28 protein-coding genes are annotated in these 25,550 nt (G+C 66.9%); 15 read left to right on the forward strand and 13 right to left on the reverse strand.

Annotation, left to right across the window (positions count from 1 at the left end):
• Positions 1–69 precede the first annotated feature (69 nt).
• The 3 genes from recF to GGQ89_RS09685 all read right to left on the reverse strand — a co-directional run bounded on the left by recF (position 70) and on the right by GGQ89_RS09685 (position 3,142).
• Positions 70–1,113 carry a DNA replication/repair protein RecF gene (gene recF / locus GGQ89_RS09675; protein WP_184105675.1) on the reverse strand — a complete coding sequence of 348 codons (1,044 nt, stop codon included), beginning with the start codon at positions 1,111–1,113 and terminating at the stop codon, positions 70–72.
• Positions 1,114–1,266: 153 nt separating this feature from the next.
• On the reverse strand, positions 1,267–2,382 hold the full coding sequence (dnaN, locus tag GGQ89_RS09680) for a DNA polymerase III subunit beta (protein ID WP_056435738.1): 1,116 nt from the start codon (positions 2,380–2,382) through the stop codon (positions 1,267–1,269).
• A gap of 151 nt (positions 2,383–2,533) precedes the next feature.
• Positions 2,534–3,142: an outer membrane protein gene (locus GGQ89_RS09685; protein WP_240456398.1), complete on the reverse strand. Its 609-nt coding sequence runs from the start codon at positions 3,140–3,142 to the stop codon at positions 2,534–2,536.
• A 145-nt stretch (positions 3,143–3,287) separates the two neighbouring features.
• On the opposite strand from GGQ89_RS09685, the gene GGQ89_RS09690 reads away from it, so the two are divergent.
• From GGQ89_RS09690 to rlmN, 4 genes are all read left to right on the forward strand, one after another.
• Positions 3,288–3,932: a histidine phosphatase family protein gene (locus tag GGQ89_RS09690; protein WP_184105604.1), complete on the forward strand. Its 645-nt coding sequence runs from the start codon at positions 3,288–3,290 to the stop codon at positions 3,930–3,932.
• On the forward strand, positions 3,929–4,393 hold the full coding sequence (locus tag GGQ89_RS09695; RefSeq protein WP_184105605.1) for a hypothetical protein: 465 nt from the start codon (positions 3,929–3,931) through the stop codon (positions 4,391–4,393). The genes GGQ89_RS09690 and GGQ89_RS09695 overlap by 4 nt, the downstream gene beginning before the upstream one ends.
• A gap of 131 nt (positions 4,394–4,524) precedes the next feature.
• Positions 4,525–5,247 carry an NYN domain-containing protein gene (locus GGQ89_RS09700; protein WP_184105606.1) on the forward strand — a complete coding sequence of 241 codons (723 nt, stop codon included), beginning with the start codon at positions 4,525–4,527 and terminating at the stop codon, positions 5,245–5,247.
• A gap of 8 nt (positions 5,248–5,255) precedes the next feature.
• Positions 5,256–6,440 (forward strand): dual-specificity RNA methyltransferase RlmN, encoded by a 1,185-nt coding sequence (rlmN, locus tag GGQ89_RS09705; protein ID WP_184105677.1) that lies wholly within the window; start codon positions 5,256–5,258, stop codon positions 6,438–6,440.
• A 135-nt stretch (positions 6,441–6,575) separates the two neighbouring features.
• On the opposite strand, the gene GGQ89_RS09710 is transcribed toward rlmN, so the two are convergent.
• From GGQ89_RS09710 to GGQ89_RS09720, 3 genes are read right to left on the reverse strand one after another with little or no spacing between them, the layout of a single operon-like run.
• Positions 6,576–7,802: an SAM-dependent methyltransferase gene (locus GGQ89_RS09710; RefSeq protein WP_184105607.1), complete on the reverse strand. Its 1,227-nt coding sequence runs from the start codon at positions 7,800–7,802 to the stop codon at positions 6,576–6,578.
• Between the two features lie 18 nt (positions 7,803–7,820).
• Complete coding sequence (locus tag GGQ89_RS09715; protein ID WP_184105608.1) at positions 7,821–8,576, reverse strand: molybdopterin-dependent oxidoreductase; 756 nt, start codon at positions 8,574–8,576, stop codon at positions 7,821–7,823.
• Positions 8,573–9,319 (reverse strand): cytochrome b/b6 domain-containing protein, encoded by a 747-nt coding sequence (locus GGQ89_RS09720; protein ID WP_184105609.1) that lies wholly within the window; start codon positions 9,317–9,319, stop codon positions 8,573–8,575. The genes GGQ89_RS09715 and GGQ89_RS09720 overlap by 4 nt, the downstream gene beginning before the upstream one ends.
• A gap of 25 nt (positions 9,320–9,344) precedes the next feature.
• On the opposite strand from GGQ89_RS09720, the gene GGQ89_RS09725 reads away from it, so the two are divergent.
• The 4 genes from GGQ89_RS09725 (at position 9,345) to GGQ89_RS09740 (ending at position 11,726) form a co-directional block, all read left to right on the forward strand.
• Positions 9,345–9,968, forward strand: a complete 624-nt coding sequence (locus GGQ89_RS09725; RefSeq protein ID WP_076714049.1) for a flavin reductase family protein — start codon at positions 9,345–9,347, stop codon at positions 9,966–9,968.
• 100 nt (positions 9,969–10,068) lie between these two features.
• Positions 10,069–10,536 carry a hypothetical protein gene (locus GGQ89_RS09730; RefSeq protein ID WP_184105610.1) on the forward strand — a complete coding sequence of 156 codons (468 nt, stop codon included), beginning with the start codon at positions 10,069–10,071 and terminating at the stop codon, positions 10,534–10,536.
• Between the two features lie 77 nt (positions 10,537–10,613).
• Positions 10,614–10,979, forward strand: a complete 366-nt coding sequence (locus tag GGQ89_RS09735) for a DUF3617 family protein (protein WP_184105611.1) — start codon at positions 10,614–10,616, stop codon at positions 10,977–10,979.
• 294 nt (positions 10,980–11,273) lie between these two features.
• Positions 11,274–11,726: a hypothetical protein gene (locus tag GGQ89_RS09740; protein ID WP_056435767.1), complete on the forward strand. Its 453-nt coding sequence runs from the start codon at positions 11,274–11,276 to the stop codon at positions 11,724–11,726.
• Here GGQ89_RS09740 and GGQ89_RS09745 read toward each other — a convergent pair.
• From GGQ89_RS09745 to GGQ89_RS09755, 3 genes are all read right to left on the reverse strand, one after another.
• Positions 11,708–12,466 carry a sulfite exporter TauE/SafE family protein gene (locus tag GGQ89_RS09745; protein ID WP_056435770.1) on the reverse strand — a complete coding sequence of 253 codons (759 nt, stop codon included), beginning with the start codon at positions 12,464–12,466 and terminating at the stop codon, positions 11,708–11,710. The genes GGQ89_RS09740 and GGQ89_RS09745 overlap by 19 nt on opposite strands.
• A 145-nt stretch (positions 12,467–12,611) precedes the next feature.
• On the reverse strand, positions 12,612–13,016 hold the full coding sequence (locus GGQ89_RS09750; protein ID WP_184105612.1) for a hypothetical protein: 405 nt from the start codon (positions 13,014–13,016) through the stop codon (positions 12,612–12,614).
• On the reverse strand, positions 13,013–13,444 hold the full coding sequence (locus tag GGQ89_RS09755; protein WP_076714055.1) for a protein tyrosine phosphatase family protein: 432 nt from the start codon (positions 13,442–13,444) through the stop codon (positions 13,013–13,015). The genes GGQ89_RS09750 and GGQ89_RS09755 overlap by 4 nt, the downstream gene beginning before the upstream one ends.
• Positions 13,445–13,600: 156 nt before the next feature.
• Between GGQ89_RS09755 and GGQ89_RS09760 the strand changes: the two genes are divergently transcribed.
• From GGQ89_RS09760 to GGQ89_RS09780, 5 genes are all read left to right on the forward strand, one after another.
• Entirely contained in the window at positions 13,601–14,626 is a 1,026-nt protein-coding gene (locus GGQ89_RS09760; protein WP_184105613.1) for a YncE family protein, read from the forward strand.
• Between the two features lie 48 nt (positions 14,627–14,674).
• The gene (gene crtY / locus GGQ89_RS09765; protein WP_076714059.1) at positions 14,675–15,847 is read left to right on the forward strand and encodes a lycopene beta-cyclase CrtY; all 1,173 of its coding nucleotides are present in this window, start codon (positions 14,675–14,677) and stop codon (positions 15,845–15,847) included.
• Entirely contained in the window at positions 15,844–17,319 is a 1,476-nt protein-coding gene (locus tag GGQ89_RS09770) for a phytoene desaturase (protein ID WP_184105614.1), read from the forward strand. The genes crtY and GGQ89_RS09770 overlap by 4 nt, the downstream gene beginning before the upstream one ends.
• A gap of 69 nt (positions 17,320–17,388) precedes the next feature.
• A complete protein-coding gene (locus GGQ89_RS09775; protein WP_184105615.1) occupies positions 17,389–18,345 on the forward strand; it encodes an alpha/beta hydrolase in 957 nt (318 codons plus the stop codon).
• Between the two features lie 25 nt (positions 18,346–18,370).
• Complete coding sequence (locus tag GGQ89_RS09780; RefSeq protein WP_206362723.1) at positions 18,371–19,324, forward strand: hypothetical protein; 954 nt, start codon at positions 18,371–18,373, stop codon at positions 19,322–19,324.
• A 70-nt stretch (positions 19,325–19,394) separates the two neighbouring features.
• Here GGQ89_RS09780 and GGQ89_RS09785 read toward each other — a convergent pair whose 3' ends face one another.
• A complete protein-coding gene (locus GGQ89_RS09785; protein ID WP_184105617.1) occupies positions 19,395–21,221 on the reverse strand; it encodes an ABCB family ABC transporter ATP-binding protein/permease in 1,827 nt (608 codons plus the stop codon).
• A gap of 47 nt (positions 21,222–21,268) precedes the next feature.
• On the opposite strand from GGQ89_RS09785, the gene GGQ89_RS09790 reads away from it, so the two are divergent.
• Positions 21,269–21,613, forward strand: a complete 345-nt coding sequence (locus GGQ89_RS09790) for a hypothetical protein (RefSeq protein WP_244955773.1) — start codon at positions 21,269–21,271, stop codon at positions 21,611–21,613.
• 43 nt (positions 21,614–21,656) lie between these two features.
• Here GGQ89_RS09790 and GGQ89_RS09795 read toward each other — a convergent pair whose 3' ends face one another.
• From GGQ89_RS09795 to GGQ89_RS09805, 3 genes are all read right to left on the reverse strand, one after another.
• Entirely contained in the window at positions 21,657–22,607 is a 951-nt protein-coding gene (locus GGQ89_RS09795) for a squalene/phytoene synthase family protein (protein WP_184105618.1), read from the reverse strand.
• Entirely contained in the window at positions 22,604–23,185 is a 582-nt protein-coding gene (locus GGQ89_RS09800; RefSeq protein WP_076714069.1) for an LOG family protein, read from the reverse strand. Before GGQ89_RS09800 ends, GGQ89_RS09795 begins: the two co-directional genes overlap by 4 nt.
• 129 nt (positions 23,186–23,314) lie before the next feature.
• A complete protein-coding gene (locus GGQ89_RS09805; RefSeq protein WP_184105619.1) occupies positions 23,315–23,599 on the reverse strand; it encodes a CsbD family protein in 285 nt (94 codons plus the stop codon).
• 178 nt (positions 23,600–23,777) lie between these two features.
• Here GGQ89_RS09805 and recQ point away from each other — a divergent pair, with 178 nt between their 5' ends.
• Positions 23,778–25,547, forward strand: a complete 1,770-nt coding sequence (recQ, locus tag GGQ89_RS09810; protein WP_184105620.1) for a DNA helicase RecQ — start codon at positions 23,778–23,780, stop codon at positions 25,545–25,547.
• Positions 25,548–25,550 lie beyond the last annotated feature (3 nt).

Here is a 25,550-nt window from a genome sequence, read left to right on the forward strand (position 1 = left end):
AACGCACCCCTCCCGCAGGCGGGAGGGGATGGGGGAGGGCAAGATGTCTCACCGAGACCAACGCCTGCCTCAAAACTCCACCCGCGTCGCCTCCCCCGGCACATCGGTGAACAGCCCGGGCTCGGTCCCGGTCATCCACACCTGCCCCCGCCCCGCCAGCCGCTCGAACAGCGCGGCGCGGCGCGACGGATCGAGATGCGCCGCCACCTCGTCCAGCAGCAACACCGGGGGCAGCCCGCGTTGCTCGGTCACCAGATCGGCATGAGCCAAGACGATGCCGAGCAGCAGCGCCTTCTGCTCGCCCGTGGAGCACAGCGCCGCCGCCTGCCCCTTGGCCACATGCGTCACGGAAAGGTCGGCCCGGTGCGGCCCGACCAGCGTCCGCCCCGCCGCCGCGTCACGCCTGCGCCCCATGGCCAGCGCATGGGCGAATGCCGCCGGGTCGACCGCCTCCCCCTCCAACGCCAGCGCGGCCCGGGCGAACACGCTGTCGGGCGCCTCCTCCAGTCGTTGGTCGAGCGCGGCCACCGCCGCCACCCGCGCGGCATCGAGCGCCGCGCCATGCTCGACCATCCGTGCCTCCAGCGCGCTCAGCCAGTCGGGATCGACCGGACCGTCGCTTGCCAGCAGCCGGTTGCGCTCACGCATCGCGGCGTCATAGCGGGTCGCGTGCATCCCGTGCGCCGGGGCCAGCGCCAGCACCAGCCGGTCGAGAAACCGCCGCCGCTCGGACGCGGGCTCGACGAACAGCCGGTCCATCGCCGGGGTCAGCCACAGGACGGACAACCAGTCGGCCAGCGCATTGGCGCTCGTGGCCGCCCCCTGCACCCTGACGACCCGCCTTTCGGGCGCGGAGGCCAGCGCGCCGGTTGCGATCTCGACATCGCCGTCGAGCGTCGCCGCGACGCCGAATCCGCCCTTGCCCCCCTGCCGCGCCATCGCCGACAACGCGGCGCGGCGCAGGCCGCGACCGGGCGCGAGCAGCGACACCGCCTCCAGCACGTTGGTTTTCCCCGCGCCGTTTTCGCCGGTCAGCACGACGAACCCCGCCGCCGGTGACAGCGCGAGGTCGGCATGATTGCGGAAATCGGTGAGGACCAGGCGGGTGAGCATCATGACCGCCTTAAACGATCCTCCCCAGCATGGGGAGGTGGCAGGCCGAAGGCCTGACGGAGGGGGGCATCCACAAAGGACGCGCCGTGCGGCAATCCCCCTCCACCACCCTGCGGGTGGTCCCCCTCCCCACAAGCAGGGAGGATTTGGGTTTTACACCCGCATCGGCATCAGCACGTACAGCGCCGGTGCCTTGTCATTTTCGCGGATCAGGGTCGGTGCGGCGGCATCGGCCAGGTGGACCTCGACCAAGTCGCTGTCGATCTGCGCCAGGATGTCGAGCAGATAGCGGCTGTTGAAGCCGATCTCGAAGCCCAGCGAGGTGTACTCGCCCGGCACCTCTTCCGACGCGGTGCCGTTCTCGGGGCTGGTCACCGACAAGGTGATCCGGTCGCGGTCCAGCGCCATCTTCACCGCGCGGGTCTTTTCGGTCGCGATGGTCGACACGCGGTCGACGCCCTGCATGAACGCCTTGGGGTCCAGCTTCAGGATCTTGTCGTTGGCGGTCGGGATGACGCGGCTGTAATCGGGGAAGGTGCCGTCGATCAGCTTGGAGGTCAGGATCGCCTGGCCCAGGTCGAAGCGGATCTTGGTGCCCGACAGCGACACGCCGACCGAGCCGTCCACTTCGTCGAGCAGCTTGCGAAGCTCGCCCACGCACTTACGCGGCACGATCACGTCGGGCATGCCCTCGGCGCCGTTCGGGCGTTCGATGGTGACGCGCGCCAGACGGTGGCCGTCGGTGGCGGCGGCCTTCAGCACGGGGGCACCGTTATCCTCGGCGACGTGCAGGAAGATGCCGTTCAGATAATAGCGCGTCTCTTCGGTCGAGATGGCGAAGCGCGTCTTGTCGATGATCTGCTTGAGCAATTCGACCGGCAGCTCGAACTGGGTCGGCAGTTCGCCCTCGGCGATGACGGGGAAGTCGTCGCGCGGCAGCGTGCCGAGCGAAAAGCGGGCACGGCCCGCCACGATGGTCATGCGGCCTTCGGCGGCGGTCAGCTGGACCTGCGCGCCCTCGGGCAGCTTGCGGGCGATGTCGAACAGCGTGTGCGCCGACACGGTGGTCGAACCCGGCTGGTCGACGGCGGCGGCGACGCTGTCGTTGATCTGCAGGTCCAGGTCGGTCGCCATCATGCGCAGCTGGCCCTCGGCCGTCGCCTCCAGCAGCACGTTGGAGAGGATCGGAATCGTGTTCCGCCGCTCCACCACCGACTGGACATGGCTCAACCCCTTGAGCAGCGTTGCGCGTTCGATCGTCGCCTTCATTTCCTGATCCCCCGCCGGAACGACCGCATGGTCCCCGAGTCCGAATGATAAATGGCCTTGGTTCCTACCCGCCAAGAAGGGGCCGAAGCAAGGCTCCGACCCCTCTTACACTGGGAGTAAAACCACCGTTAATGTGGAAAAGAATCCCGGCTTAGAAGCGCAGGCCCAGACCTGCCATCAGCTGGTGGCGGTTCGGATTGATGCCGACGCCGTCCAGTTCGTCATAATGCGAATAGCGATATTCGCCCTTTACGAAGGTGTTGGGGCTGATCGCATATTCCAGACCGGCGCCCAGGCGATAGCCGCCGACTTCCTGCGAATTGACGGTGGTGACGCCCGCGGTGGTGTAGCGCGCATCGAACTTGGCGTTGGTGTAACCGGCCTTCAGATAGCCCATCGCGACCGGCGAGATGACATAGCCGACGCGTGCACCGGCATAGAGGTCACGGCCCGCGCCCAGGCGGAACTCGTCACCGGGCACGCGGATGCCGCTGCTGCGGGTGTCCGAGCTGCTCCCCGAAATCTCGCCCTCGGCGCCCAGGACCACGGGGCCTGCGGGAAGGTCGTAACCGATCGCGGCGCCATAGAGCACGCCGTCGCTCGAACTCTTATCCTGACCCTGACGATCGTTGAGGCTGTCATAGCCGATCAGGCCCTCGACGCGGAAACCCGTGAAGGGCTGTGCGGTCTGGGCGGCGGCGGGGGCCGCGGCGGCGATGGCTGCCGAGGTCGCCAGGGCGGCGAGCATGAGCTTACGCATACACTATACTCCATTACTGTACCGGCCGCCGTTACATTCGGCGGTTGCGGCACTAATGACGCGAAAGCCCAGGCGTTGCATGAACCTCAGCTAAACAGGAAAAAGCGTTGCATAGGGGCAACAGCCGGGACAGGGATGGCGGGTCATGACGCCCTTACACGCACCGCCCGCCCGGAAAGGCCGCGACTATATCGCCCGGCATGGCGAGACGGTGTTCAACCGGATCGGACGCATCCAGGGCGACCGGGTCGATCTGCACACCCCGCTGACCCGCAAGGGATTCGCGCAGGCCGAGGCGATCGGCGAAGCGTTACGCGAACGGCTGGGCGAATCCCCTGCCCTGACCCTCTGGTCCTCGCCCACGGGCCGCGCGCTGCAGACGCTGGCGGTGATCGCCGAGCATCTGGCGCTCGACTGGCATGAAACACGGCATGATGGGCGGCTCATCGAACTGGGTTTCGGCAGCTGGGGCGGGCAGGATTTCGCGGCGCTGAGTTCGATCCACGGCTCGATCGTCCATCCGCACGGCATGGCGGTCGGCGCGCCTGATGGCGAACGTTATGCGGCGATGGCGGCACGGCTGTCGGCGTGGCTGGCGGATACGGCCGAGCATGACGGCGACCGGCTGATCCTGATGCACGGCCTGTCGAGCCGGGTGCTGCGCGGGCTGATGCTAGGCTTGCCCGATGATCCGCATTGCGGTGTGCCGGTGGCGGAACGCCTGCCGCAGGGGTCGATCGTGATGATCGAGAGCGCCGCCGAAACGGTGATCCACCGGGCTTGCCCATGAAGCGGCTGGCGCTGTGCCTGGCACTGGTCGCCGCGCCGGTTGTCGCGCGCGAGACGATCGGCATCTACAAGGGCTGGGGTGCCTTTCGCGATCCCGACCGCTGCTACGCCATTGCAAAACCGGTGCTGGCAAACGGGCGGGTCGGCGGCTTTGCCAGCGTCGGCACCTGGCCCGCCAAGCACCTGCGCGAATCCTTCCACGCGCATCTCAGCAGCCCGCGCGACCGCGCCGCCGCCGTCACGCTGGCCATCGGCGAGCGCCGCTTTCCGCTGGTCGGCACCACCCAGGACGTCTGGGCACCCGACGCGGCCACCGACCATGCGCTGGTCATGGCGATACGCTCGGGCCGCAGCATGAGCGTCTCCGCCGTCGACCCGCGCCACCGGCCCTTCGCCGACACCTATACGCTGGCGGGCGCGGCAGCGGCGATCGATGCCGCGACCTTGGCGTGTGTGGGGTGACCTTGATTTTTGGGGATCAATACGATATGTATTTTTCCATCAGGTCCCCGGTAGCCGCCTTGAGGCGCTCGCAAGAGCAGACATCAGCTCAAGGCCCGCTTCCGGGGACATTGCGTTTCTGGTAGCCATTTATGCCAACTGCCGTCGTGATTGACGGCGCATTTTTTCTGCGCCGTTTCAAATCAGCCTTTCCCAATCTTTTCGCAGGCGATGCGGAGGATGTGGCTTTTGGCGTGATTTGCATGGCTGCACATCACATTACGGCACGACTTCGGGCGAACCCCGCATGGTCGACTGTTTCCGCGAATGACTGGCGTCCGCAGGAAACGGCCGAACTATACCGCATCTTTTTTTACGACTGCCCGCCGCTTACCAAAAGGCTTCACACGCCGATCGATAAACGCGCCGTCAATCTGGCGCAGACGCCGGAGGCGAAGCTTCGGCTCGCCATTCATGACCGTCTTCACCAGACACGAAAGGTCGCGCTGCGGCTTGGCCGACTGAACGAGAATTTGTCGCCATGGCGGTTGCGGCCGAATGCCATTCATCGCTGGCGCGAAGGCCATCCGCCGCGCGATGAGGATTTCGAACTCGATGTAGTTCAAAAGGGCGTCGATATGCGGCTTGGACTGGATATCGCGGCAATGGCGCACAAGCACCAGGTGGATCAGATCGTGCTGGTCGCCGCTGACGCAGACTTCGTCCCGCCCGTTAAGCTTGCCCGCCGCGAAGGTATTGACGTCGTATTGGACCCCATGGGCGCACCCGTCGCCCCTGATCTTCTGCAGCACGTCGATGGCGTACGAAATTGCTATATGCCGATAAACTCCCGTCGAACGGATAATAAAGAATGACCCCAGACATGCCCATTCCGGGGCACATCGATCCCGTGCCCGTGCCGCGCGGCGTGCAACCGCGTCCGGATGGTCGCGTCGACCTGATCGGCCTGACCAAGGACCAGCTGCGCGAGGCTTTGCTGTCGGGCGGCATGGAGCTGAAGCAGGCCAAGCTGCGCTCCAAGCAGATCTGGCACTGGCTCTACAATCGCGGCGCGACCCGTTTCGCCGACATGACCGACATCGCCAAGGCGCAGCATCCCTGGCTGGAGGAACGCTTCGTCATCGGCCGTCCCGAGGTGGTCGAAGCGCAGGTGTCGAACGACGGCACGCGCAAATGGCTGCTGCGCTCGGCCGACGGGCAGGATTACGAGATGGTGTTCATCCCCGACGCCGATCGGGGGACTTTGTGCGTCTCGAGCCAGGTCGGCTGCACGTTGAACTGCCGTTTCTGCCACACCGGCACGATGCGCCTCGTCCGCAACCTGACGGCGGGCGAGATCGTCGGGCAGGTCATGCTCGCGCGCGACTCGCTCGGCGAATGGCCCAGCCAGCCCGAGGGGCGGATGCTGACCAACATCGTCATGATGGGCATGGGCGAGCCGCTCTATAATTTCGATGCGGTGCGCGATGCGCTGAAGCTGGTGATGGACGGTGACGGCCTCGCGCTGTCGAAGCGCCGCATCACCCTGTCGACCAGCGGCGTCGTGCCGATGATGGCGCGCGCGGGCGCGGAGATCGGCGTGAACCTGGCCGTGTCGCTCCACGCCGTGACCAAGGACGTGCGCGACGAGCTGGTGCCGCTGAACAAGAAATACGGCATCGAGGAGCTGTTGCAGGCCTGTGCCGACTATCCGGGTGCCAACAATGCCCGGCGCATCACCTTCGAATATGTGATGCTGAAGGACAAGAACGACTCGGACGCCGATGCGCATGAGCTGGTCCGGCTGCTGCGCCATTACGACCTGCCCGCCAAGGTGAACCTGATCCCGTTCAACCCCTGGCCCGGCGCCGACTATGAATGCTCGACGCCGGAGCGGATTCGGCGCTTCTCCGACATCGTGTTCGAGGGCGGCATCTCCGCGCCGGTCCGTACCCCGCGCGGGCGCGACATCGACGCGGCCTGCGGCCAGTTGAAGACGGCTGCCGAGAAGAAGAGCCGCGCGCAGCTCGACCGCGAGGCGGAGGAAAAGTTCGCCGCTTTGGGTTGAATCGCTCCTCCCCGGCACGGGGAGGTGGCAGGCCGCAGGCCTGACGGAGGGGGGCTTCCTCATAGGACATCCCTTGCAGAACGCCCCCTCCACCACCGCTTCGCGGCGGTCCCCCTCCCCGTGCCGGGGAGGATTTTAATCCCGGAGCGCGCGTTCGCCCTCGAACATGTAATCCCGCGTCACCGGCACCGAGAGCCGCCCGCGCGTCAACTGCACCTGATAGTTGCACAGGCCGCCATTGCGGAACGCCGCGCCCGCACCCGCCAGATAGAAGAGCCACATGCGATAGAAGCGCTCGTCATACAGCTCGACGATGCGGTCCTTCGCCGCCACGGTCCGGTCGTACCAGATGTCGAGCGTCCAGCCATAATGGCAGCGCAGCACCTCGACATCGGTCAGGAACATGCGCAGCCCCTCCTGGGCGCGGACGATTTCCGACAGGGCGGGGTTATAGCCGCCGGGGAAGATGTACTTGGTCGTCCAGTCGTCGGTGACGCCCGGCCCGTTCAGCCGCCCGATCGTATGGAGCAGCATCACGCCGTCCTCGGTCAGCAGGTCGCGGCACTTGCGGAAGAAGGTCCGGTATTGCGGCGGGCCGACATGCTCGAACATGCCGACCGAGACGATGCGGTCGAACTGGCCCTCCACCCGGCGATAGTCGATCAGCTCGAACTTCACCTTGTCCGATACGCCCAGCGCCTCGGCACGCGCGCGCGCGACCTTCAGCTGTTCCTCGGACAGGGTGACGCCCAGCACTTCGGCACCGCATTTCTGGTGCAGGTACAGCGCCATGCCACCCCAGCCGCAACCGATGTCGAGGACCTTCATCCCCGGCTCGATCGCCAGCTTGGCGGCGATATGCGCCTTCTTGTCGCGTTGCGCCCGCTCCAGATCGTTCTTCGGATCGGTGAAATAGGCGCAGCTATATTGCTTGTCGGTGTCGAGGAAGAGTTCGTACAGCGTGCCCGACAGGTCGTAGTGATGGGCGACGTTCTTCTTCGACCGGCGCTCCATGTTGATCCGGTCGATGCGGTGCTTGATCGCGCCGGCCGCCCGGACCAGCCGCGACGGGTTCAGGTTCGCGCGGCCCGCTTCCCATTTGTCATTGGCCGTCAGCAGTTCGACTAGGTCGCGGACATCGCCCTTCTCGACGACCAGGCGGCCGTCCATGAAGGACTCCCCCGCCGCCAGTGCAGGGTTGCGGACGATCTGCCCGGCGACCGACGAGTCGGTGAAGCGGATCGCGACATCGGGATAACCGGGTTCGGGCGAGCCGAACTCGCGGACCTTTCCATCATGATGGGTGAGGGACAGGCGGCCCTTGCGGACCGCGCGCGACAGAAAGAGATCGATCAGCGCCATATGGCACCGCCTAGTGCCTTAAATTCCCGCATACCAGTCATAATCGACGTGATCTTCCCAGTATCCGCCCTTGCCCAAACCTATGTTATCCAAGCTTTCTACTGCATCGATCCGCATCAGATACTTGGCGTGCTTGTATCCCAGCTGCCGCTCGACGCGCAGCCGCAAGGGCGCGCCATGGCCGATGTCGAGCAACCGCCCGTTCATGCCCCAGGCCAGGATCGTCTGGGGATGGAAGGCGTCGATCAGGTCGAGTGATTCGTAATAGGGCTGCCCGCCGTACAGGTCGGCACAGGTGAAGACGACATAGCGCGCCCGCGTGCTGATATCGGCGGCCTTCAGGATCGTGCCCAGCATCGGCCCCATCCATTCGCCGATCGCGCTCCATCCCTCGACGCAGTCGTGGCGGGTGATCTGACGCCGCGCGGGGAACTCGCCGATCTGGCGCAAGGACAGCGACAGCGGCTTGGCCACCAGCCCGCCGACCGTCAGCCGCCAGTCCTCGAACCGGTTGGCGGCGAGTGCGGCATATTCGGGTGTGCCCGGGTTGCGCGTGCCGTTGGTGCGGAAGACGGGCGACATCTGGTCGCGGCGATATTCGGGGGCCAGCGCCCCCCGGTCCATCAGCGCGCGTTGCAGCCCCTTCTGCATATCCTCGCCCGCGAACAGGATTTTCCGCGCGGTCGGCTGCTCGATGATCCGGTCGCAGCCCGCCAGAAGCAGTCCGGCGCCGCCGGTCAGGATGGTACGACGCCCAATCAATCCGGCGGTCATTCGGGAACCCTCCAGCGGCCGGTGATCATAGACCGCATCTCGTTGAACGGCCCGGCCAGGATGACCAGCGTCAGATGTACGATGGTGAACAGCGCCAGCAGCGTCGCCGTGATGAAGTGGATCGACCGCGCCGATTGCCGCCCACCCAGCAGATCCAGCACCCAGGGCCAGGCCGCATTCATGCCCGGCGACAGCGCGATGCCGGTCAGGATGGCGAGCGGCAGGGCGACGAACAGCACCCCCGCATAACTCAGCTTCTGGAACAGGTTATAGGCCCGCGGATCACGCTCGTCGTGAAAACGAAGGGCCAGATGCCGCCAAAAATCCGCCCAGATTGCACGCGGCCGAAGCTCCCAACCCCGGATACGCAGGTCGCGCTGGAAATGCCGCGTGACCAGGCCGCCGATCATATAGGCGAGCAGCCCGAACCCCAGCACCAGTGCGAAGAGCAGATGCCAGCGCCGCGAGATCGCCAGATTGTAGCGTGCCGGAATGGTCAGCCAGGCCGGAAAGTGCGGCAGGCTGGCCCAGGCGTGATCGAAATTCGCGCCGTAACGCCCCCAATAGAGCCGGGGATGCGCGTTGGAGATGCCCAGCCCCGATCCCAGCAGGATCAGCACCGCGACCGCATTGACCCAGTGCCAGATGCGCGTCACCCAACCGTGGCGACGGATGACGGCGCCCGGTGGCTCCAGGAGCGACTCCGGGGCTCTTTCCGGCTCGGTCGGCGTTCCGGCTTTCATCCACACTCCCTTTCGGTGACCATCCATGATCGACAACTGGCATTTCTACGAACCCGTCAACGGTCATGGGCTGGCGCATGATCCCTTGAACGCGATCGTCGCGCCGCGCCCGATCGGCTGGATCGGCAGCCGGTCGGTGCAGGGCGTCAACAATCTGGCACCCTACAGCTTTTTCAACGTCTTCAACTACCGTCCGCCGCTGATCGGCTTTTCGTCGCAGGGGTGGAAGGACTCGGTCGCCAACATCGCCGAGACCAAGGTCTTCACCTGGAACCTCGCCACCATGACGCTGGCCCAGGCGATGAACGCCAGTGCAGCGACCGTGCCCGCAGAGGTGGACGAGTTCGCGCTGTCGGGCGTGACGGCGCAGGACGGGCAGTTGGTCGACGCCCCACGCGTGGCGGAGAGCCCAGTGTCGTTCGAATGCCGCCTGACCCAGCTGATCCGGCTGGAGACCCAGGAGGGCCGCGAGCTGGACCAGTGGCTGGTCATCGGCGAGGCGGTGGGCATCCATATCGCCGCCGACCTGATCGAGAACGGTATCTACCAGACCGCCCGCGCCCGCCCCATCCTGCGCGGCGGGGGACCGGTCGATTATTTCGAGGTGACGGAGGCGGCCCGCTTCGAAATGCGGCGCCCCGACGCCTGATCCAGCCGCCCAAACGGGGCTGCAAAGGATTTCCGTAATCGTATACGGCTTTGTAACCCTCGGGCACGATAGGGGGGTCGATGTTTTCAGAAGGCCCACCATGCTGACCGAGCTTCGGGAGCATCACGCCGCGCTGGCCCGCTGGCTGGATGCCCATCGCAACCTGTGCGCCGCCGCGCCGATCGATTACCAGGCCCTGCGCCATGTCCGGTGGCAGATCGCGCTCGTCAGCCGGAAAAGGCTCGCCTTTCTGACGGACACGGTCTTTCCCTTGGCCGAAGCCCATGCCGCGCTGAAAGCGGCCGCCGGGCTACTGACCCTGCGCAACGAGACTCCGGCCTATGGCCGGGCCCTGTCAGGCTTCATTGCCCGCTGGCCGATGGAGGCGGTGATGGAAGCGCCAGCCGCCTATGCCCACGCGGCCGACGCCTGTCGCCGCGATGCCGACAAGCGGCTCTTCGCGGAGGAACGCCATCTGCGGCTGTTGCTGACCGAGGTCGAATGGCAGCCGGGAGGCGTGTTTCCCCCATCGGCGGAGCAGATGGCGGCAGCCGCGACCGCCTTCTGACCGCGACTCGAAACCCACCCATGTGGTGGTGCGGCACTGGCGGAACGGCCATCGATATCCGCCGGGCAACATGGGAGGTGAAGACCCAGGTCAGCGACCTGAAGATGGCGAACATGCCCAAGGGCGTCAGCCCGACGCCGCCCGCCCAGACCAACAGTATCTGCCTGACCGCCGAACAGGCCGCCAAGCGCCCCGCCGAGTTGCTGAAGCAGGCGCAATCGGACTGCACCGTCAAAAGCGCGACCTTCGAGAGCGGCAAGCTCGAAAGCGAACTGACCTGCAGGATGCCCGGCGACATGACCATGCACAGCAAGACGAAGGGCAGCTTCACCGCGACCCGCTTCACCACCGATCAGGAGATGGAGATGACCGGTACCCATCCGATGTCGCAAAAAGTCCATAGCGAGAGCCGCCATATCGGCGCCTGCGACGGCGCGGAGTGATCCTCCGCCGGGCCGGAATGGCGGTATTCGGCCCGGCGACCCGCTATCCCCCACATTAAACTTTGATTTAGATCAATATGTCACAATGCCGTCATTAGGAGGCATTGATGATCCGATAATATGACCATTTCCATCGTCACCGCGGAGGGCATCGATTCCGGGTTACGATGACCATCAAGAAAGGCCGGGGGGCCTATCCTGTTCATAATTTATGGGATCGCACGGACATCGCCGGGGTGGGCTGATGGAGGGCAACCGTCGCATGCGATCGCAACTATATCGAAGGCACGCCCCATGCTGACCGAATGGCTCGAATTGCGCGACGAACTGGTTCGCGTGATGACCGAACACCGCGCCCTGTGCAACGCGCCCAAGCCCGATGCCGTCGCGCTCAGCCGCAGCCGCTGGCTGCTTTCCAACGCCAGCCGTCAGCGGGCGAGTTGGCTGATGCGCAACGCGAACCCGACCGCACAACGATTGGCACACACGACCGGCGGTGCCGCCTGGCTCGCGGTACAGGCGACCATGCCTGCCTATCGCCAGCGTATATCCGGCTTTCTTTCGAGTTGGCCGCTCGAAGAGATCATCGCCGACTGGGACGGATATCGCCGTGGCTGCGCCGAGTTGCGCACCGAGATCGCAGCATGGCTGCGCGACGAGGAATTCGGGATCCGGGCGCTGGCGGCGGAACTGGAAGCGGAGTCCCTGCCCCCGATCGCCATCGCCCGTCAGGCATATCCCCGATAGAAGAACACCGCCGTCGTCACCGTCGTCAGAAGGAGCGTCCAGCCCCGGATGAGCCCGGCGGGCAGCCTGCGCCCGATCAGCGCGCCGCTCCAGCCGCCGACGATGCCGCCCGCCAGCATGGGCAGGCACTGCGCCCAGGCGACCATACCCGTCGCCACGAAGACCAGGGTCGCCGCCGCATTGGCGGTGGCCAGCATCAGTGTGCGCGGTGCAGCGAGCTGCGCCGGGTTACGCCCCGAGAGCAGCCCCCAGGCGGCAGTCACCATCATGCCGATACCGCCGCCGAAATAACCACCATAGACGCCCAGCACCGCCTGCGCCCCCATCAGCGCGCGCGGCCCCGGCCGGGCGATCCGCGCCAGCCATTCCGAGGCATGCCGTCCCCCCGCGATCGCGATCGTCGCGGTCAGCAGCAGCCAGGGCACGATCAGGTCGAAGGCACGCGGCGGCGTCAGGAACAACAGGATGCTGCCCAGCAGCGCGAAAACGAAGGTCAGCGCCGCCATCCGCCGCATCGACACCCCCATCACGGGTTCCAGCCCATGACGATAGGCCCAGACGCTCGCCATGGCGGCAGGCTGGAGCGCGACGTTGGAGGTGGCGTTGGCGATGGTCGATGGCAGACCCAGCGCGATCAGCGTCGGCATGGTCGAGAAACTGCCGCCCCCCGCCAGCGCATTCATCGCGCCCCCGACAAAGCCCCCGGCAGCGGCGAGCGCGAGAAAGGTCCAGTCGATCATGTCGGGGAATGCCCCTCCACCATCCTTCGGATGGTCCCCCTCCCCATCAAAGATGGGGAGGACTTATCTTCAATCCTCCCCAAGCTGTGCTTGGGGCGGGGAACCGCCCGGCGCAGCCGGGTGGTGGAGGGGCCAGCCCCCACCCTCAACGCGGGGCCAGACGCCGGATGTCGAGCACGTCCACCCCGGCGAGCATCACCGGCCCGAAACGCCCCTCGACCTCCGCGACGATGCCTTCGGCGCTCGAACGCACCCGCGTCCAGGGAATCTCGCGCACCGCGATCCGGCGGCCATGCAGCTTGAGCGCCGCGACCCGGCCATCGGTCGCCACCACCAGCGCGCCCTGGCCATCGGCACCGACCACGGCCCCCGCAACGGTAAAGCCCGTCAGCGCCGCCTCGGCCGCCGCCGCGACATCCTCGGGCGAGCCGATCCGGCGATCGCGGCGGCGCGTGCAGAGCCACGCGATTCCCGCCCCGCCCAGCGCCACGCCGACGCCCAGCCCGGCCAGCGCCCCGGTCGTCACCGTGCCGACGAGCGGCAGGATCATCCGGCGTTGCCTGCCAGCGCGTCCAGCGTCGGGCGCAGGCCGGACAGGTCATAGCCCGCCCCTTCGGCCTGCATCACGATCAGGGTCGGGTTGCGCCCGGCCTTGGCCGCCGCCAGCGCCCACAGATTGCAGCTGCGCGTGCCCGACCGGCAATAGGCCAGCACCGGCCCCTTGGCCTCGACCAGCGCCTGGGTCATCTGGTCGACCATCTCATGGCTGAACCCGCCGGGCGTCACGGGGATGGCGGTATAGGCCAGTCCGTGATCCTCGGCCGCGGCGCGAATCGAATCGCCGGTCGGCTGGCCGGGCTCTTCGCCGTCGGGACGGTTGTTGACGATGGCGGCATAGCCCGCCGCCTTGATCGCGGCGACGTCCTCGGGCCGGATCTGGGGAGCGACGGCGACGCTTTCGTTGATGGGGCGGATCATGCGGTTCACCTATTCAATGGGCCGTTTCACCGCAACCGGTGGCGGGCCTGCTTTGTCGGAAAAGACGCATCAGTTTCGCATCGGGTCCGCCGCGCGGCGGAACATACGGCCCCGCGCCACGTCTGGCTGTCATCCCCTTTGTTAAGGAGCCGCCCCATGCCGCCGATCGATCGCCGTCAGGGCCTGTGGAGCCTGGCCGCGCTGGGCGTCGCCTCCGCCCTTCCCCTCGCCTGGGCACGGCGGGCGCAGGCGGCGGCTCCGCAGCGCGGCGTGCTGGCGGTCGTCGAAAAGGGCACCGGCGGCGTCGTCTTCTACCGCGTGCCCGATGGCGAGCGGCTGGGCCAGGTGCCGCTGGGCACGCAGCCGCACGAGATGGTCGCCGATGCGGGCGGCCGCTTCGCCTATGTCGGCGGGTACGGCGTGAAGGGCTGGCAGTTCGGCGGCGAGGGCGGGCATCAGCTCTGGGTGATCGACCTGGAGGGGCGCAGGCTCGTGCGCACCATCGACCTGTCGCCGCACCGCCGCTGGCACGGGATGCGGATGGACGCGAAGGGGCTCCTCTATGCGCTGTCCGAGACCGACAGCCTGCTCGCCCGATTCGACACGCCCGCCAGCGCCGACAGTCCCGACCGGATGATCCCGGTCGGCGGCGCGCGCAGCCATTATTTCGTGGTGAAGGCCGACGGCAGCCGCGCCTATGTCGCCGATACGATGAGCGGCACCGTCATCATGGTCGACCCCGACGATGCCAGCTTCGCGCCCGTCAAACAGCATATCGGCAAGGCACCCGAGGGCCTGGCGCTCAGCCCGGATGAGCGGACGCTCTATGTCATCGACCGCCCGGGGGGCGTGCTCCATGCGCTCGATGCGGTGACGCTGCGCCCGCGTGCCCGCACCACCCTGCGCGGCGAGGCGGTGCGGGTGGTCGTGCAGGCGGACGGCCGGTTGATCGTGTCGAACACCGCCGACAAGAGCCTGACCCGCCATTCCCCCGCCACCCTGGCCGAGGAAGCGCGGCTGCCGCTGCCCGCCGCCGCGCCGGGGCTGAACCTGCCCGCCGGAGGCTCGATCCTGTATGCCGCGCTGGAGAATAACCGGATCGCCATCATCGACCTGGCGGCGTGGAAGGTCACCGGCGGCTTTGCGACCGGCGACGCGCCCGACACCGCCGTCCTTCTGTAATGGCACCGACCCTTTGCCTTGGCCCCGCTTTCCGGTAGCGGTAGCGCGATGGCTGCCAAAATCTCCTGTGATGTTGCGATCATTGGCGCAGGCCTGGCCGGTGGGCTGATCGCGCTTGCGCTGAAAGCCCGCCACCCCTCGCTCGACGTCCGGCTGATCGATGCGGGCGAGACGATCGGCGGCAACCACCTCTGGTCCTTTTTCGGTAGCGACGTGGCCAAGCGCGACCGCTGGATCGTCGAGCGCCTCGTCGCGCATGGCTGGCGCAGTTACGACGTCGCCTTTCCGGCGCATTCGCGCACCATCGACCAGACCTATTATTCGATCGAGAGCCACCGCCTCGACGCCGAGGTTCGCCGGGCGCTGCCGCCGCACGCGCTGATCCTGGGGCGCAAGGTGCTGGCGGTGTCGGCCACCGCCGCCGTCTTCGCCGATGGCGACCGGGTGGAGGCGACGGGCGTGATCGATGCGCGCGGCGCGGGCGACCTGTCTTCGCTGTCCTGCGGCTGGCAAAAATTCGTCGGGCAGGAGCTGAAGCTGAGCCGCCCGCACGGGGTCGAGCGACCAGTGGTGATGGACGCCACCGTCAAGCAGTTGGACGGCTATCGCTTCGTCTACACCCTGCCCTTCGCCGAGGACCGGATCTTCGTCGAGGACACCTATTACTCCACCTCCGCCGAGCTGAACCGTCGCGCCATCGTCCAGCGGATCGAACGCTATGCCGACAGCCGCGACTGGGTGGGGGCCGAGGTGGTGCGCGAGGAGGCGGGCGTGCTGCCGGTCGCGATGGGCGGCGATTTCGACGGCTATTGGCGCAGCGGCGGGGCCAGGACGCCCAAGGCCGGGATGCGCGCCGGGCTGTTCCACCCGACCACCGGCTATTCGCTGCCCGATGCGATCCGCATGGCGGCGATGCTGGCCGAGCGGCGCGATTTCGCAGGGACCGACCTGCACGACGCGACCTATCGCATGGCGCGCGATGCCTGGGACGCGCGCGGCTTTTACCGTATGCTCGACACGATGTTGTTCAAGGCCGCGGAGCCGGATGAGCGATACCGCGTTCTCGAGCGTTTCTATCGACTTTCGCCCGACCTGATCGGGCGTTTCTATGCGGGGCAATCGACCATGGCCGACAAGGCACGAATTCTGACCGGACGGCCGCCGGTGCCGATCCTGCGCGCCATTGCCGCCCTGAGAGACAAGTCGGGGGGCCGGGCATGAAGAGCGCGGTCGTCATCGGATCGGGTTTCGGCGGGCTGGCACTGGCCATCCGCCTGCAATCGGCGGGCGTGCAGACGACGATCGTCGAAGCGCGCGACAAGCCGGGCGGTCGCGCCTATTATTGGGAGCGCGACGGCTTCACCTTCGACGCCGGGCCCACGGTCATCACCGATCCGGCCTGTCTGGAGGAACTGTGGGCGCTGACCGGCCGGTCGATGTCCGAGGATGTGACGCTCGATCCGGTCAGCCCCTTCTATCGGCTCAACTGGGTCGACGGCACCAATTTCGACTATAGCAACGACGACACCCAGCTGCGGTCCGAAATCGCCAAGCTGAACCCCGACGATATCGAAGGGTACGGCAAGTTCCTCGACTATGCCGAGGGCGTGTACCGCGAAGGCTATGAGAAGCTCGGCCATGTCGCGTTTCTCGACTTCGCCTCGATGATCAAGGCCGCGCCCGCGCTGGCCAAGTACCAGGCATGGAACTCGGTCTATGCCATGGTGTCGAAATTCGTGAAGTCGGAGAAGCTGCGCGAGGCCTTGTCCTTCCACACGCTGCTCGTCGGCGGCAATCCGATGACGACCAGCGCCATCTATGCCTTGATCCACAAGCTGGAGCGCGACGGCGGCGTCTGGTTCGCGCGCGGCGGCACCAACCGGCTGGTGGCGGGCATGGTCGCGCAGTTCGAGCGGATCGGCGGCGTGATCCGCCTGGGCGATCCCGTGACGCGGATCGAGACGCTGGGCGACCGCGCGACCGGCGTCGTGACCAAGAGCGGCCTGACCATCCAGGCCGATGCGGTCGCGACCAATGCCGACATCATGCACAGCTACCGCGACCTGCTGTCCGACAATCGCTCGGCCCGGCGGACGGTCAACCGGCTGGAGCGCAAGCGCTACTCGCCGTCGCTGTTCGTCGTGCATTTCGGCATCAAGGGCGCGTGGCCGGGCATCCCGCACCATATGATCCTGTTCGGCCCGCGCTATAAGGGCCTGCTGACCGACATTTACGACACCGGCGTGCTGTCGGAGGATTTCTCGCTCTATCTCCACCACCCGACGGTCACCGACCCGAGCCTCGCGCCCGAGGGTCATTCGACCTTCTATGCGCTGGCCCCGGTGCCGCACATGGGCAAGTTCCCGATGAACTGGGACGAGGTCGGGCCGATCCTGGAAAAGCGTATCCTGGACGAGGTCGGCCGCCGCTTGATCCCCGATATCCATGAGCGGATCGTGACCAAGTTCCATTATGCCCCGGCCGACTTCGCGACCGACCTGAACGCGCATATGGGCTCGGCCTTTTCGCTGGAGCCGATCCTGACTCAGAGCGCCTATTTCCGGGTTCACAACCGCGACGATTCGATCCCGAACCTGTATTTCGTCGGCGCGGGCACGCATCCGGGCGCGGGCATTCCGGGCGTGGTGGGGAGCGCCAAGGCGACGGCAGCGCTGATGTTGGAGCGGCAGTAACGGCCCCCTCCCCCCTCCGTTCAGCCTGAGCGGAGCGTGGCAATAAAGGTCATTGAAGAGGGGTAGGTCATGTCGCTCGTCACGCTGTTCGCCGCCATCATCGCCACCACCGCACCGATGGCCGACCGCGACATCGCCGCGCCGGGTCCGCAGGGCCCTTTGAAAGGCAGTTGGACCGGGCCGGAGGGCGCCAAGGTGCCGGTCGTGCTGATAATCCCCGGATCGGGTCCGACCGACCGCGACGGCAACAGTCCGAGCGGGCTAAAGGCCGCCTCGTTGCGCCTGCTCGCCGAGGGGCTGGCGGCGAAGGGTATCGCCAGCGTGCGAATCGACAAGCGCGGCATGTTCGCCAGCGCAGGCGCGATCCCCGACGCCAACAAGGTGACGATCGACGACTACGCCGCCGACACCCGGTCCTGGATCGCCGCCATCCGCGCGAAGACCGGTGCCCCGTGCGTCTGGGTCCTGGGGCATAGCGAAGGCGGGCTGGTCGCACTGGATACCGCCGCCGCCAAACCGGCGGGGCTGTGCGGCGTCATCACCGTCTCCACCCCCGGACGGCGGCTGGGCACGGTGATGCGGGCACAGTTTCATGCCAACCCCGCCAACGCGCCGATCCTGGCCGATGCCGACCGCATGATCGACGCGCTGGAAGCGGGCCGCACCATCCCCGCCGCCAGCCTGACGCCGCCCCTGCCGATGATCTTCGCCGACGCGGTCCAGCCCTTCCTCATCAACAGCTTTTCCAAGGACCCCGCAAAACTGGCGGCGGCGACCGCCAAGCCGCTGCTCATCGTGCAGGGCGAAGCCGATCTGCAAGTCACGCCCGAGGATGCCCGCACGCTGAAGGCCGCGCAGCCCAAGACCAGGCTGGTCCTTTTGCCCGGGGTCAATCATGTGCTGAAGACGGTGGAGGGCGATAGCCGAGGCGCGAACCTGGCGACCTATGCCGACCCCAATCTGCCGATCGCGCTGGGTGTGGTGACGGCGGTGGCGGATTTCGTCATGGGCCATCCTGCGCAATAAAGTCCGGTCCGGCCACAAAGCCGACATGATTACCCTTGATCGTTACCCGGTCGTCACGACACCGGGAGATATCATGATGCGCCGTTTTGCCTGGCTCTTGCTGGCCACCCTGACGGCCGCCGCGCCGCCGCCGACCGAGCGCGTGATCGCACCGGACGGCTTGGTGCCGGTCACGATCAACGGCGTCACCCGCACCGTGCGGATCGATCCGGGGGCGACAGCGATGCCCATCATCACCACCGAATTTGCCAAAGCCGCCAGCATGAAGCCGGGCATGTTCGGCTTCATGATGGGCTTCGGGCCCAACGTCAGGATCTCCGGCGGCACAGCCTTGGCGCGGGTCGCGTTTGGCGGCGGAAATCCCGCCAAACGTCGCATCGGCTTCACCGAAAAGCCATTTGCATCTGGTATAGCAGGCGTATTCGGACCGGGGAGTCTGCCCGATCCGATCGTTCACTTCCGCCTGCGCGATTCCGTCGCAGGTGAGCGAACCACCGCATTTCCAATGGTTGATCAGGGCGATCTGTTCGGCGGCTGGGCCGAGCGTTTCGCGATCATCATGGTCGAGGGGCAACCGATGCGGGTTCGCTTCGACCCCCATCATCCACGTACGTTGGCCAATGCGGGGGCGGCAGTGCGACTTGCTCGAGCCTATGGCGGCACACTGTCGGGATCAACCAGCCCGGCCGAGATCGCTTTTGGTGTTGAGCGACCGATTCGCGCGATGACCTTGGCAACACCCCTTACGGTCGGCCCGCTGAGTATTGCGACGCTGGGGGTACGCACGGTTGATCATGGCAATACTGACACGATCGCAGACGCCGATCAGCATGCCGATCCCAATGAGGTTGTGGTGACCGGCAAAGGTAAGCACGACATCAAGCGCGACCGTCTGTCGATTGGTGCGGACCAGCTAAACCGCTGTTCGTCGATCGTGTTCGACAAGCCCGCCCGGCAGATACGGCTGAGCTGTCGCTGACCTTAAAAGTCCACAACGCCATAAGATGAGATCCCCTCCTCCCCTGAAGGGGAGGGGCTCGCGTTACGATTCACGCCAGCAGCGCATCCTCCTCGGCCTCTTCCACCTCGGCGGCCTGGCGCGCCCACATCTCGGCGTATAGCCCGCCCTTGGCCAGCAATTCGCCATGGGTGCCGCGCTCGGCCACCTGGCCGCCGTCGAGGACGACGATCTGGTCGGCATGGACTACCGTCGACAGTCGGTGTGCGATGACGAGCGTGGTGCGCCCGCGCTCGATCGCCTGGAGCGTCGCGAGGATGTCCGCCTCGGTCCGGCTGTCGAGCGCGCTGGTCGCCTCGTCCAGGATCAGGATCGGCGGGTTCTTCAGCAGGGTGCGCGCGATCGCCACACGCTGCTTCTCGCCGCCCGAAAGCTTCAGACCGCGCTCGCCGACGCGGGTCGCATAGCCCTGGGGCTGGCGTTCGATGAAGTCGGCGATGGCCGCCCCCTTCGCGGCGCGCTCGACATCATCCTGGTCGGCGCCCTCGCGGCCATAAGCGATGTTGTAGCCGATGGTTTCGTTGAACAGCACCGTATCCTGCGGCACGATTCCGATCGCGGCGCGCAAGCTGTCCTGCGCGACCGCCGACACCGGCTGGCCGTCGATGGTGATCGCGCCGGAATTCACATCGTAGAAGCGATAGAGCAGCCGCGCGAGCGTCGACTTGCCCGCGCCCGACGGCCCCACCACCGCGCAGGTCGTGCCCGCCGGCACATCCAGCGTCAGCCCCTTCAATATGGTCCGTTCGGGATCATAGCCGAACACGACATGGTCGAACCGGACATGGCCGCCGGTCACCCTCAGCGGCGGCGCGCCGGGCGTGTCGACCACTTCGGCGGGCGTATCGATCAGGTCGAACATCGCGCCCATGTCGATCACCCCCTGACGGATGGTGCGATAGACCATGCCGAGCAGGTCGAGCGGCCGGAACAGCTGCGACAACAAAGTCGACACCAGCACCACGTCACCCGCCGACGCCGCGCCCCGGCTCCATTCGCGCACGACCCAGGCCATGGCGAAGCCCAGCATCAGGCTGGTGATCGCCGCCTGTCCGACGTTCAGCCAGGCCAGCGAGTTTTCCGACTTGGTGGCCGCGCGCGCATAGGCCGCGACGCCATTCTCGTACCGCCGCGCCTCGCGCTCCTCGGCGTTGAAATATTTGACCGTCTCGAAATTCAGCAGCGAGTCGACCGCATGAGCGACCGCGCCGGTGTCGAGGTCGTTCATCTGCGTGCGCAGCGCGTTGCGCCAGTCGGTCACCTTGCGGGTGAAGACGATATAGAGGACGACCATCGCCATGGTGGTAACGACCAGCACCGGTCCGAAGCTGCGCCCGAAGATCGCCAGCACCAGCCCCAGTTCCAGCACGGTCGGCGCGATGTTGAAGAGCAGGAAATACAGCATCGTGTCGATGCTCTTGGTGCCCCGCTCGACGACCTTGGTGACGGCGCCGGTCCGCCGCTCCAGATGGAAACGCAGCGACAGGCGGTGGAGATGGCGGAACACATCGGCCGACAGCCGCCGGGTCGCGTCCTGCCCGACCATTTCGAACACCGCATTGCGCAGATTGTCGAACAGCGTCGTCGCGAACCGCGCCCCCGCATAACCGACGACCAGCAGGATCACGAGCGTCACCGCGCTCCGATCGTTCGCCGCCATCCGGTCGACCGCATATTTGAACGTATAGGCCGCGCCCAGCACCTGGACGAGCTTGGACAGGATGACCAGCGCCATCGCCGCCACGATCCGCACGCGCAAGCCGGGCTCTCCGGCGGGCCAGAGATAGGGAAGGAAGCGGCGAAGCGTCGGGATCAGCGGCCGGTCGGCCGTCCCGGCGGTGGGATCGATGGGGGGCATGTCCACACCATGTCGGACGATCCGGCCTGGAGTTCAATGCCGACGGCATGGCCGACGCGGCGACACCCGGCGAAAAAGGCAATCTGTCCCGCCGCCGGACAGCCGCAAATCCGGAACCTCCGGGCGCGCTGGCGTGTTTTTCTTCCCGAGTGGAGACGGTCATGCAGCCAGTTTTCTTCGTAATGGCGATCCTGGGTTGTGGCGACGGCAGCGTGGACTGCACGGAGGCGCGGATCATCCCCGCCCGCTACGAAACCATGGCGCAGTGCCGGGCCGATCTGGCCAACCGCATCGCCGCCAACACCGACGTCCCCTATCCGGTGATCGGTGCCGATTGCCGCCGCATGGGCGCGCAGATGGTCAAGACCGAGCGCAAGCCGACCAAGGGCTGAAACCCTCCCTCCGTTCAGGCTGAACGGGGGTATGGGCGCAGGCTTAACGCGGTCGTGTCCACAGTTCCGGATCGCGCGGGGTAATCCGCATCCTGTCCCGTCGCGCCGCCTGGATGCTGGCGCGCGTCATGAAACCCAGCTTTTCCAGCTTGCCGGTCCCGACCCGCACATCCCAGGCCCGGCGCCCGCGCTTGGCCACCTTGCGCCCGATCGCGCCATAGATCGCCGCCGCCGACAACACCGCCCAGGCCGAGCGATAGGAGAGCGCGGGCGTCCCCATCCGCGCGCTCGCCTCGAACAAGGCGGCCCGGTCGGTCAGCCGCCGCGCCAGCGCGCTCAGGCCCGGCCGGTGCGAGGGGGCCATGATCGCGTCGGGGGCGATGCTCTTATAGGCCAGCCACTGGCGCGGTAGATAATGCCGCCCCGCGCCCGCATCCTCGGCGATGTCGCGCGCGATATTGGCCAGCTGGAACGCCATGCCCAGATCGCAAGCGCGGTCGAGCACGGCTTCATCGTCCGGCGCCACGCCCATCGTCACCGCCATCATGCAGCCGACGACGCCCGCGACATGATAGCAATAGCGGTAGAGATCATCCTCGGTCTCGGGCCGCCAGTCCTCGGCATCCAGCGCGAACCCGGCGATCAGGTCGCGCGGCCAGCGATGCGGCATTCCCGTCTCGGCGGCAACCACACGGAGCGCGTCGAAGGCCGGGTCGCCGACCACCCGGCCCGCCAGCGCCGCCTCGGTCTTCTCGGTCAGCTCGGCCAGCCGCGCGGGCGCATCGGCGACGCGGGTCATGCCATGGCCATGATCCTGCCCGTCGGCGATATCGTCGCAGCGGCGGCACCAGGCATAGAGCAGCCAGGCACGCGCGCGCGTTTCGGGATCGAACAACAGGCTCGCCGCCGCAAAGCTCTTCGAGCCCTTGGCGATCGAGTCCCGCGCCGCCGCCACCAGCGCGTCGCGCTCGGTCGGGGCGGCGGTGTCGCTCACAGGTCGTCCGCGTTCATGCGCACGATCGGCTGGGTCGGCACGTGCGCGCCCATCCGGTCGAGCAGGCCGTCAAGCGTGGTATCGACGATCAGCAGCTCGCGATGCTGCGGCCGCAGGAACCCGACCTCGCCCATCTTCTCCCAGAAGGCGACGAGATGGTCATAATAGCCGCCGGTATTGAGCAGCCCGACCGGATCCGCGTGATAGCCCAGCTGCGCCCAGCTCAGCGCCTCCCACAACTCGTCCATGGTGCCGGTGCCGCCCGCGATGGTGATGAAGCCATCGGAAAGGTCGGTGAACGCCTTCTTCCGCTCATGCATGCCGGGCACGACATGCAACTCGGTCAGGCCGCGATGCGCCACCTCGGCATCGACCAGCGCCTGCGGGATGATACCGATCACCTCCCCGCCCGCCGCCAGCGCCGCATCCGCCACCGCGCCCATCAGGCCCAGCCGCCCGCCGCCATAGACGACGCCGATCCCCCGCTCCGCCAGCCCGCGCCCGACGTCCCGGGCGGTCTCGATATATTGGGGGTCGGAGGGGGTCGCCGACCCGCAGTAAATGGCCAATCGCTTCATGGGCCAAGCGCTAAGCCATGGGGCCGGGTGGGGCAAGCGGGGTTGCGGCCTGCCGAGCCAGATGGGCGCGAATAGCAAAAGGGGCGGCGCGGACCCGCCGCACCGCCCCCTGCCCGATTCTGATCGCGCTTACTTGCCGCGCAGCGTGTTCAGCAGTGCGAGGCCCACGACGCCGCCCTGTGCCGCCGAGGCGAAGGGGCGATCCTTCACGAACTGGCGTGCCTGGTCGAGCAGCGGGCGGACCGTCTGGTCGACGCTGGTCTTGGCATCGCCGAATGCCTTCTGCGTCTTACCGCCCAGCTGTTCACCCTTGCCCTCGGCTTCCATCGACTTGTCGCCCAGCATGGCGCCCATGCCCTGCTTGACCTTGCCGCCGAAGTCGGTGGCCGCACCATTCATCGTGTCGGTGTTCATGGGACATCTCCTCTTTGGCTTTAGGATTACGGAGGGTCAAAACCCCTGAACGCGAGGATGTTTCCTGATATCTTTGCACTATCGCGATGCCGAAATCATGCCCAAGCCCGCGCAACGACACGCCGGAAGGGGTTCCCCGCCCTTCCCCCGCCCCCATGGCGTCGCTACATGGAAGGCGATGGTCGCCGACCCCCTTGCCAAGCTCCACGAAGTTTTCGGGTACAACCAGTTCCGGGGTGTGCAGGAACAGGTGGTCGACCGCGTGCTCGCGCGGCAGCGGACGCTCGCGGTCATGCCGACCGGTGCGGGCAAGTCGCTCTGCTACCAGTTGCCCGCCGTGATGATGGACGGGTGCTGCGTCGTGGTCAGCCCGCTGATTGCTTTGATGCACGACCAGCTGCGCGCCGCCGAGGCGGTCGGCATCCGCGCCGCCACGCTGACCAGCGTCGACCAGAACCGCGCCGAGACGGTCGCCCGTTTCCGCGACGGGCAGCTCGACCTGCTCTATGTCGCGCCCGAGCGTGCCTCATCGGGGCATTTCCGCGAGCTGCTGGCCTCGGCGCCGCTCAGCCTGTTCGCGATCGACGAGGCGCACTGCGTCAGCGAATGGGGGCATGACTTCCGCCCCGATTATCGCCTGCTCGAACCGCTGATGGACGCCTTTCCGGAGGTGCCCCGGCTCGCGCTGACCGCGACCGCCGATGCGCATACCCGCGCCGACATCGCCAAGCAGCTGGGCATCCCCACCGAGGGGATGATCGTCTCGGGCTTCGACCGGCCCAATATCCGCTATGCGATCAGCCCCAAGGCGAATGTGAACCTGCAGATCGCGCGGGTGGTCGCCGACACGCCCGGCCCCGGCATCGTCTATGCCCAGACGCGCGCGGCGACCGAGAAGCTGGCCGAGGCGCTGGCCCGGACCGGTCGCCCGGTGCGCGCCTATCATGCCGGGTTGGACCCGGCGGTGCGCGCGAAGAACCAGGCCGATTTCGTGGCCTCCGAAGACATGGTGATCTGCGCCACCGTCGCCTTCGGCATGGGGATCGACAAGCCGGACGTCCGCTTCGTCGCGCATGCCGGGCTGCCCAAGTCGATCGAGGCCTATTATCAGGAAACCGGTCGCGCGGGCCGCGACGGCGATCCGTCGGTCGCGCATCTCTTCTGGGGTGCCGACGATTTCGCCCGTGCGCGGCAACGCATGGCCGAGGTCGAGCCGGAGCGACAGGCGGGCGAGCGCGCACGGCTGTCGGCGCTGGGCGCGCTGGTCGAGACGGGGGGATGCCGCCGCCGCATCCTGCTGCGCCATTTCGGCGAGGAACTGGCGGAGGATTGCGGCAATTGCGATAATTGCCTGGGCAGCCCCGATGCGGTCGATGCAACGACGACCGCGCAGAAATTCCTTTCTGCGGTCTTCCGAACCGGCCAGATGTTCGGCGCGGGCTATATCGAGCAGGTGCTGACCGGCCAGTCGACCGAGCGCAGCCTGATGAACGGGCATGAGGCGCTGTCGGTCTGGAACATCGTCTCGGGCGACGAGGTCGCGCTGCTGAAGCCGGTCCACCGCGCGCTGCTGCTGCGTGACGCGTTGCGCACCAATCACCATGGCGGGTTGGAGTTCGGACCCGCCGCGCGCGCACTGATCAAGGGCGAGGCGCGGCTGTCACTGGTCGTGCCGCCCAAGCGCGAACGCAAGGGCCGTCGCGCCGCGCCGGTCGCCGCCAATCCGGCGGACAATCCGCTGTTCGAGGCGCTGCGCGCCAAGCGTCGCGAGCTGGCGCAGGAGGCGGGGGTGCCCCCTTACGTGATCTTCCACGACTCGGTGCTGCGCGACATGGCGGCGCAACGTCCGACCAGCCGGGCGGCGCTGTCGTTGCTGTCGGGGATCGGCGCGCGCAAGCTGGATGCTTATGGCGAAGCGTTTCTGGCGGTGATCCGCGAGGCGGACTAAGCT

The organism is Sphingomonas yabuuchiae (assembly GCF_014199595.1).
Classification (GTDB): Bacteria; Pseudomonadota; Alphaproteobacteria; order Sphingomonadales; family Sphingomonadaceae; genus Sphingomonas; species Sphingomonas yabuuchiae.

Bases quoted from the DNA above. Each gene is read 5' to 3' on its own strand.
- recF (WP_184105675.1), bottom strand. From the start codon at position 1,113: ATGCTCACCCGCCTGGTCCTCACCGATTTCCGCAATCATGCCGACCTC.
- dnaN (WP_056435738.1), bottom strand. From the start codon at position 2,382: ATGAAGGCGACGATCGAACGCGCAACGCTGCTCAAGGGGTTGAGCCAT.
- GGQ89_RS09685 (WP_240456398.1), bottom strand. From the start codon at position 3,142: ATGCGTAAGCTCATGCTCGCCGCCCTGGCGACCTCGGCAGCCATCGCC.
- GGQ89_RS09690 (WP_184105604.1), top strand. From the start codon at position 3,288: ATGACGCCCTTACACGCACCGCCCGCCCGGAAAGGCCGCGACTATATC.
- GGQ89_RS09695 (WP_184105605.1), top strand. From the start codon at position 3,929: ATGAAGCGGCTGGCGCTGTGCCTGGCACTGGTCGCCGCGCCGGTTGTC.
- GGQ89_RS09700 (WP_184105606.1), top strand. From the start codon at position 4,525: ATGCCAACTGCCGTCGTGATTGACGGCGCATTTTTTCTGCGCCGTTTC.
- rlmN (WP_184105677.1), top strand. From the start codon at position 5,256: ATGCCCATTCCGGGGCACATCGATCCCGTGCCCGTGCCGCGCGGCGTG.
- GGQ89_RS09710 (WP_184105607.1), bottom strand. From the start codon at position 7,802: ATGGCGCTGATCGATCTCTTTCTGTCGCGCGCGGTCCGCAAGGGCCGC.
- GGQ89_RS09715 (WP_184105608.1), bottom strand. From the start codon at position 8,576: ATGACCGCCGGATTGATTGGGCGTCGTACCATCCTGACCGGCGGCGCC.
- GGQ89_RS09720 (WP_184105609.1), bottom strand. From the start codon at position 9,319: ATGAAAGCCGGAACGCCGACCGAGCCGGAAAGAGCCCCGGAGTCGCTC.
- GGQ89_RS09725 (WP_076714049.1), top strand. From the start codon at position 9,345: ATGATCGACAACTGGCATTTCTACGAACCCGTCAACGGTCATGGGCTG.
- GGQ89_RS09730 (WP_184105610.1), top strand. From the start codon at position 10,069: ATGCTGACCGAGCTTCGGGAGCATCACGCCGCGCTGGCCCGCTGGCTG.
- GGQ89_RS09740 (WP_056435767.1), top strand. From the start codon at position 11,274: ATGCTGACCGAATGGCTCGAATTGCGCGACGAACTGGTTCGCGTGATG.
- GGQ89_RS09745 (WP_056435770.1), bottom strand. From the start codon at position 12,466: ATGATCGACTGGACCTTTCTCGCGCTCGCCGCTGCCGGGGGCTTTGTC.
- GGQ89_RS09750 (WP_184105612.1), bottom strand. From the start codon at position 13,016: ATGATCCTGCCGCTCGTCGGCACGGTGACGACCGGGGCGCTGGCCGGG.
- GGQ89_RS09755 (WP_076714055.1), bottom strand. From the start codon at position 13,444: ATGATCCGCCCCATCAACGAAAGCGTCGCCGTCGCTCCCCAGATCCGG.
- GGQ89_RS09760 (WP_184105613.1), top strand. From the start codon at position 13,601: ATGCCGCCGATCGATCGCCGTCAGGGCCTGTGGAGCCTGGCCGCGCTG.
- crtY (WP_076714059.1), top strand. From the start codon at position 14,675: ATGGCTGCCAAAATCTCCTGTGATGTTGCGATCATTGGCGCAGGCCTG.
- GGQ89_RS09770 (WP_184105614.1), top strand. From the start codon at position 15,844: ATGAAGAGCGCGGTCGTCATCGGATCGGGTTTCGGCGGGCTGGCACTG.
- GGQ89_RS09775 (WP_184105615.1), top strand. From the start codon at position 17,389: ATGTCGCTCGTCACGCTGTTCGCCGCCATCATCGCCACCACCGCACCG.
- GGQ89_RS09780 (WP_206362723.1), top strand. From the start codon at position 18,371: ATGATTACCCTTGATCGTTACCCGGTCGTCACGACACCGGGAGATATC.
- GGQ89_RS09785 (WP_184105617.1), bottom strand. From the start codon at position 21,221: ATGCCCCCCATCGATCCCACCGCCGGGACGGCCGACCGGCCGCTGATC.
- GGQ89_RS09790 (WP_244955773.1), top strand. From the start codon at position 21,269: ATGGCCGACGCGGCGACACCCGGCGAAAAAGGCAATCTGTCCCGCCGC.
- GGQ89_RS09800 (WP_076714069.1), bottom strand. From the start codon at position 23,185: ATGAAGCGATTGGCCATTTACTGCGGGTCGGCGACCCCCTCCGACCCC.
- GGQ89_RS09805 (WP_184105619.1), bottom strand. From the start codon at position 23,599: ATGAACACCGACACGATGAATGGTGCGGCCACCGACTTCGGCGGCAAG.
- recQ (WP_184105620.1), top strand. From the start codon at position 23,778: ATGGTCGCCGACCCCCTTGCCAAGCTCCACGAAGTTTTCGGGTACAAC.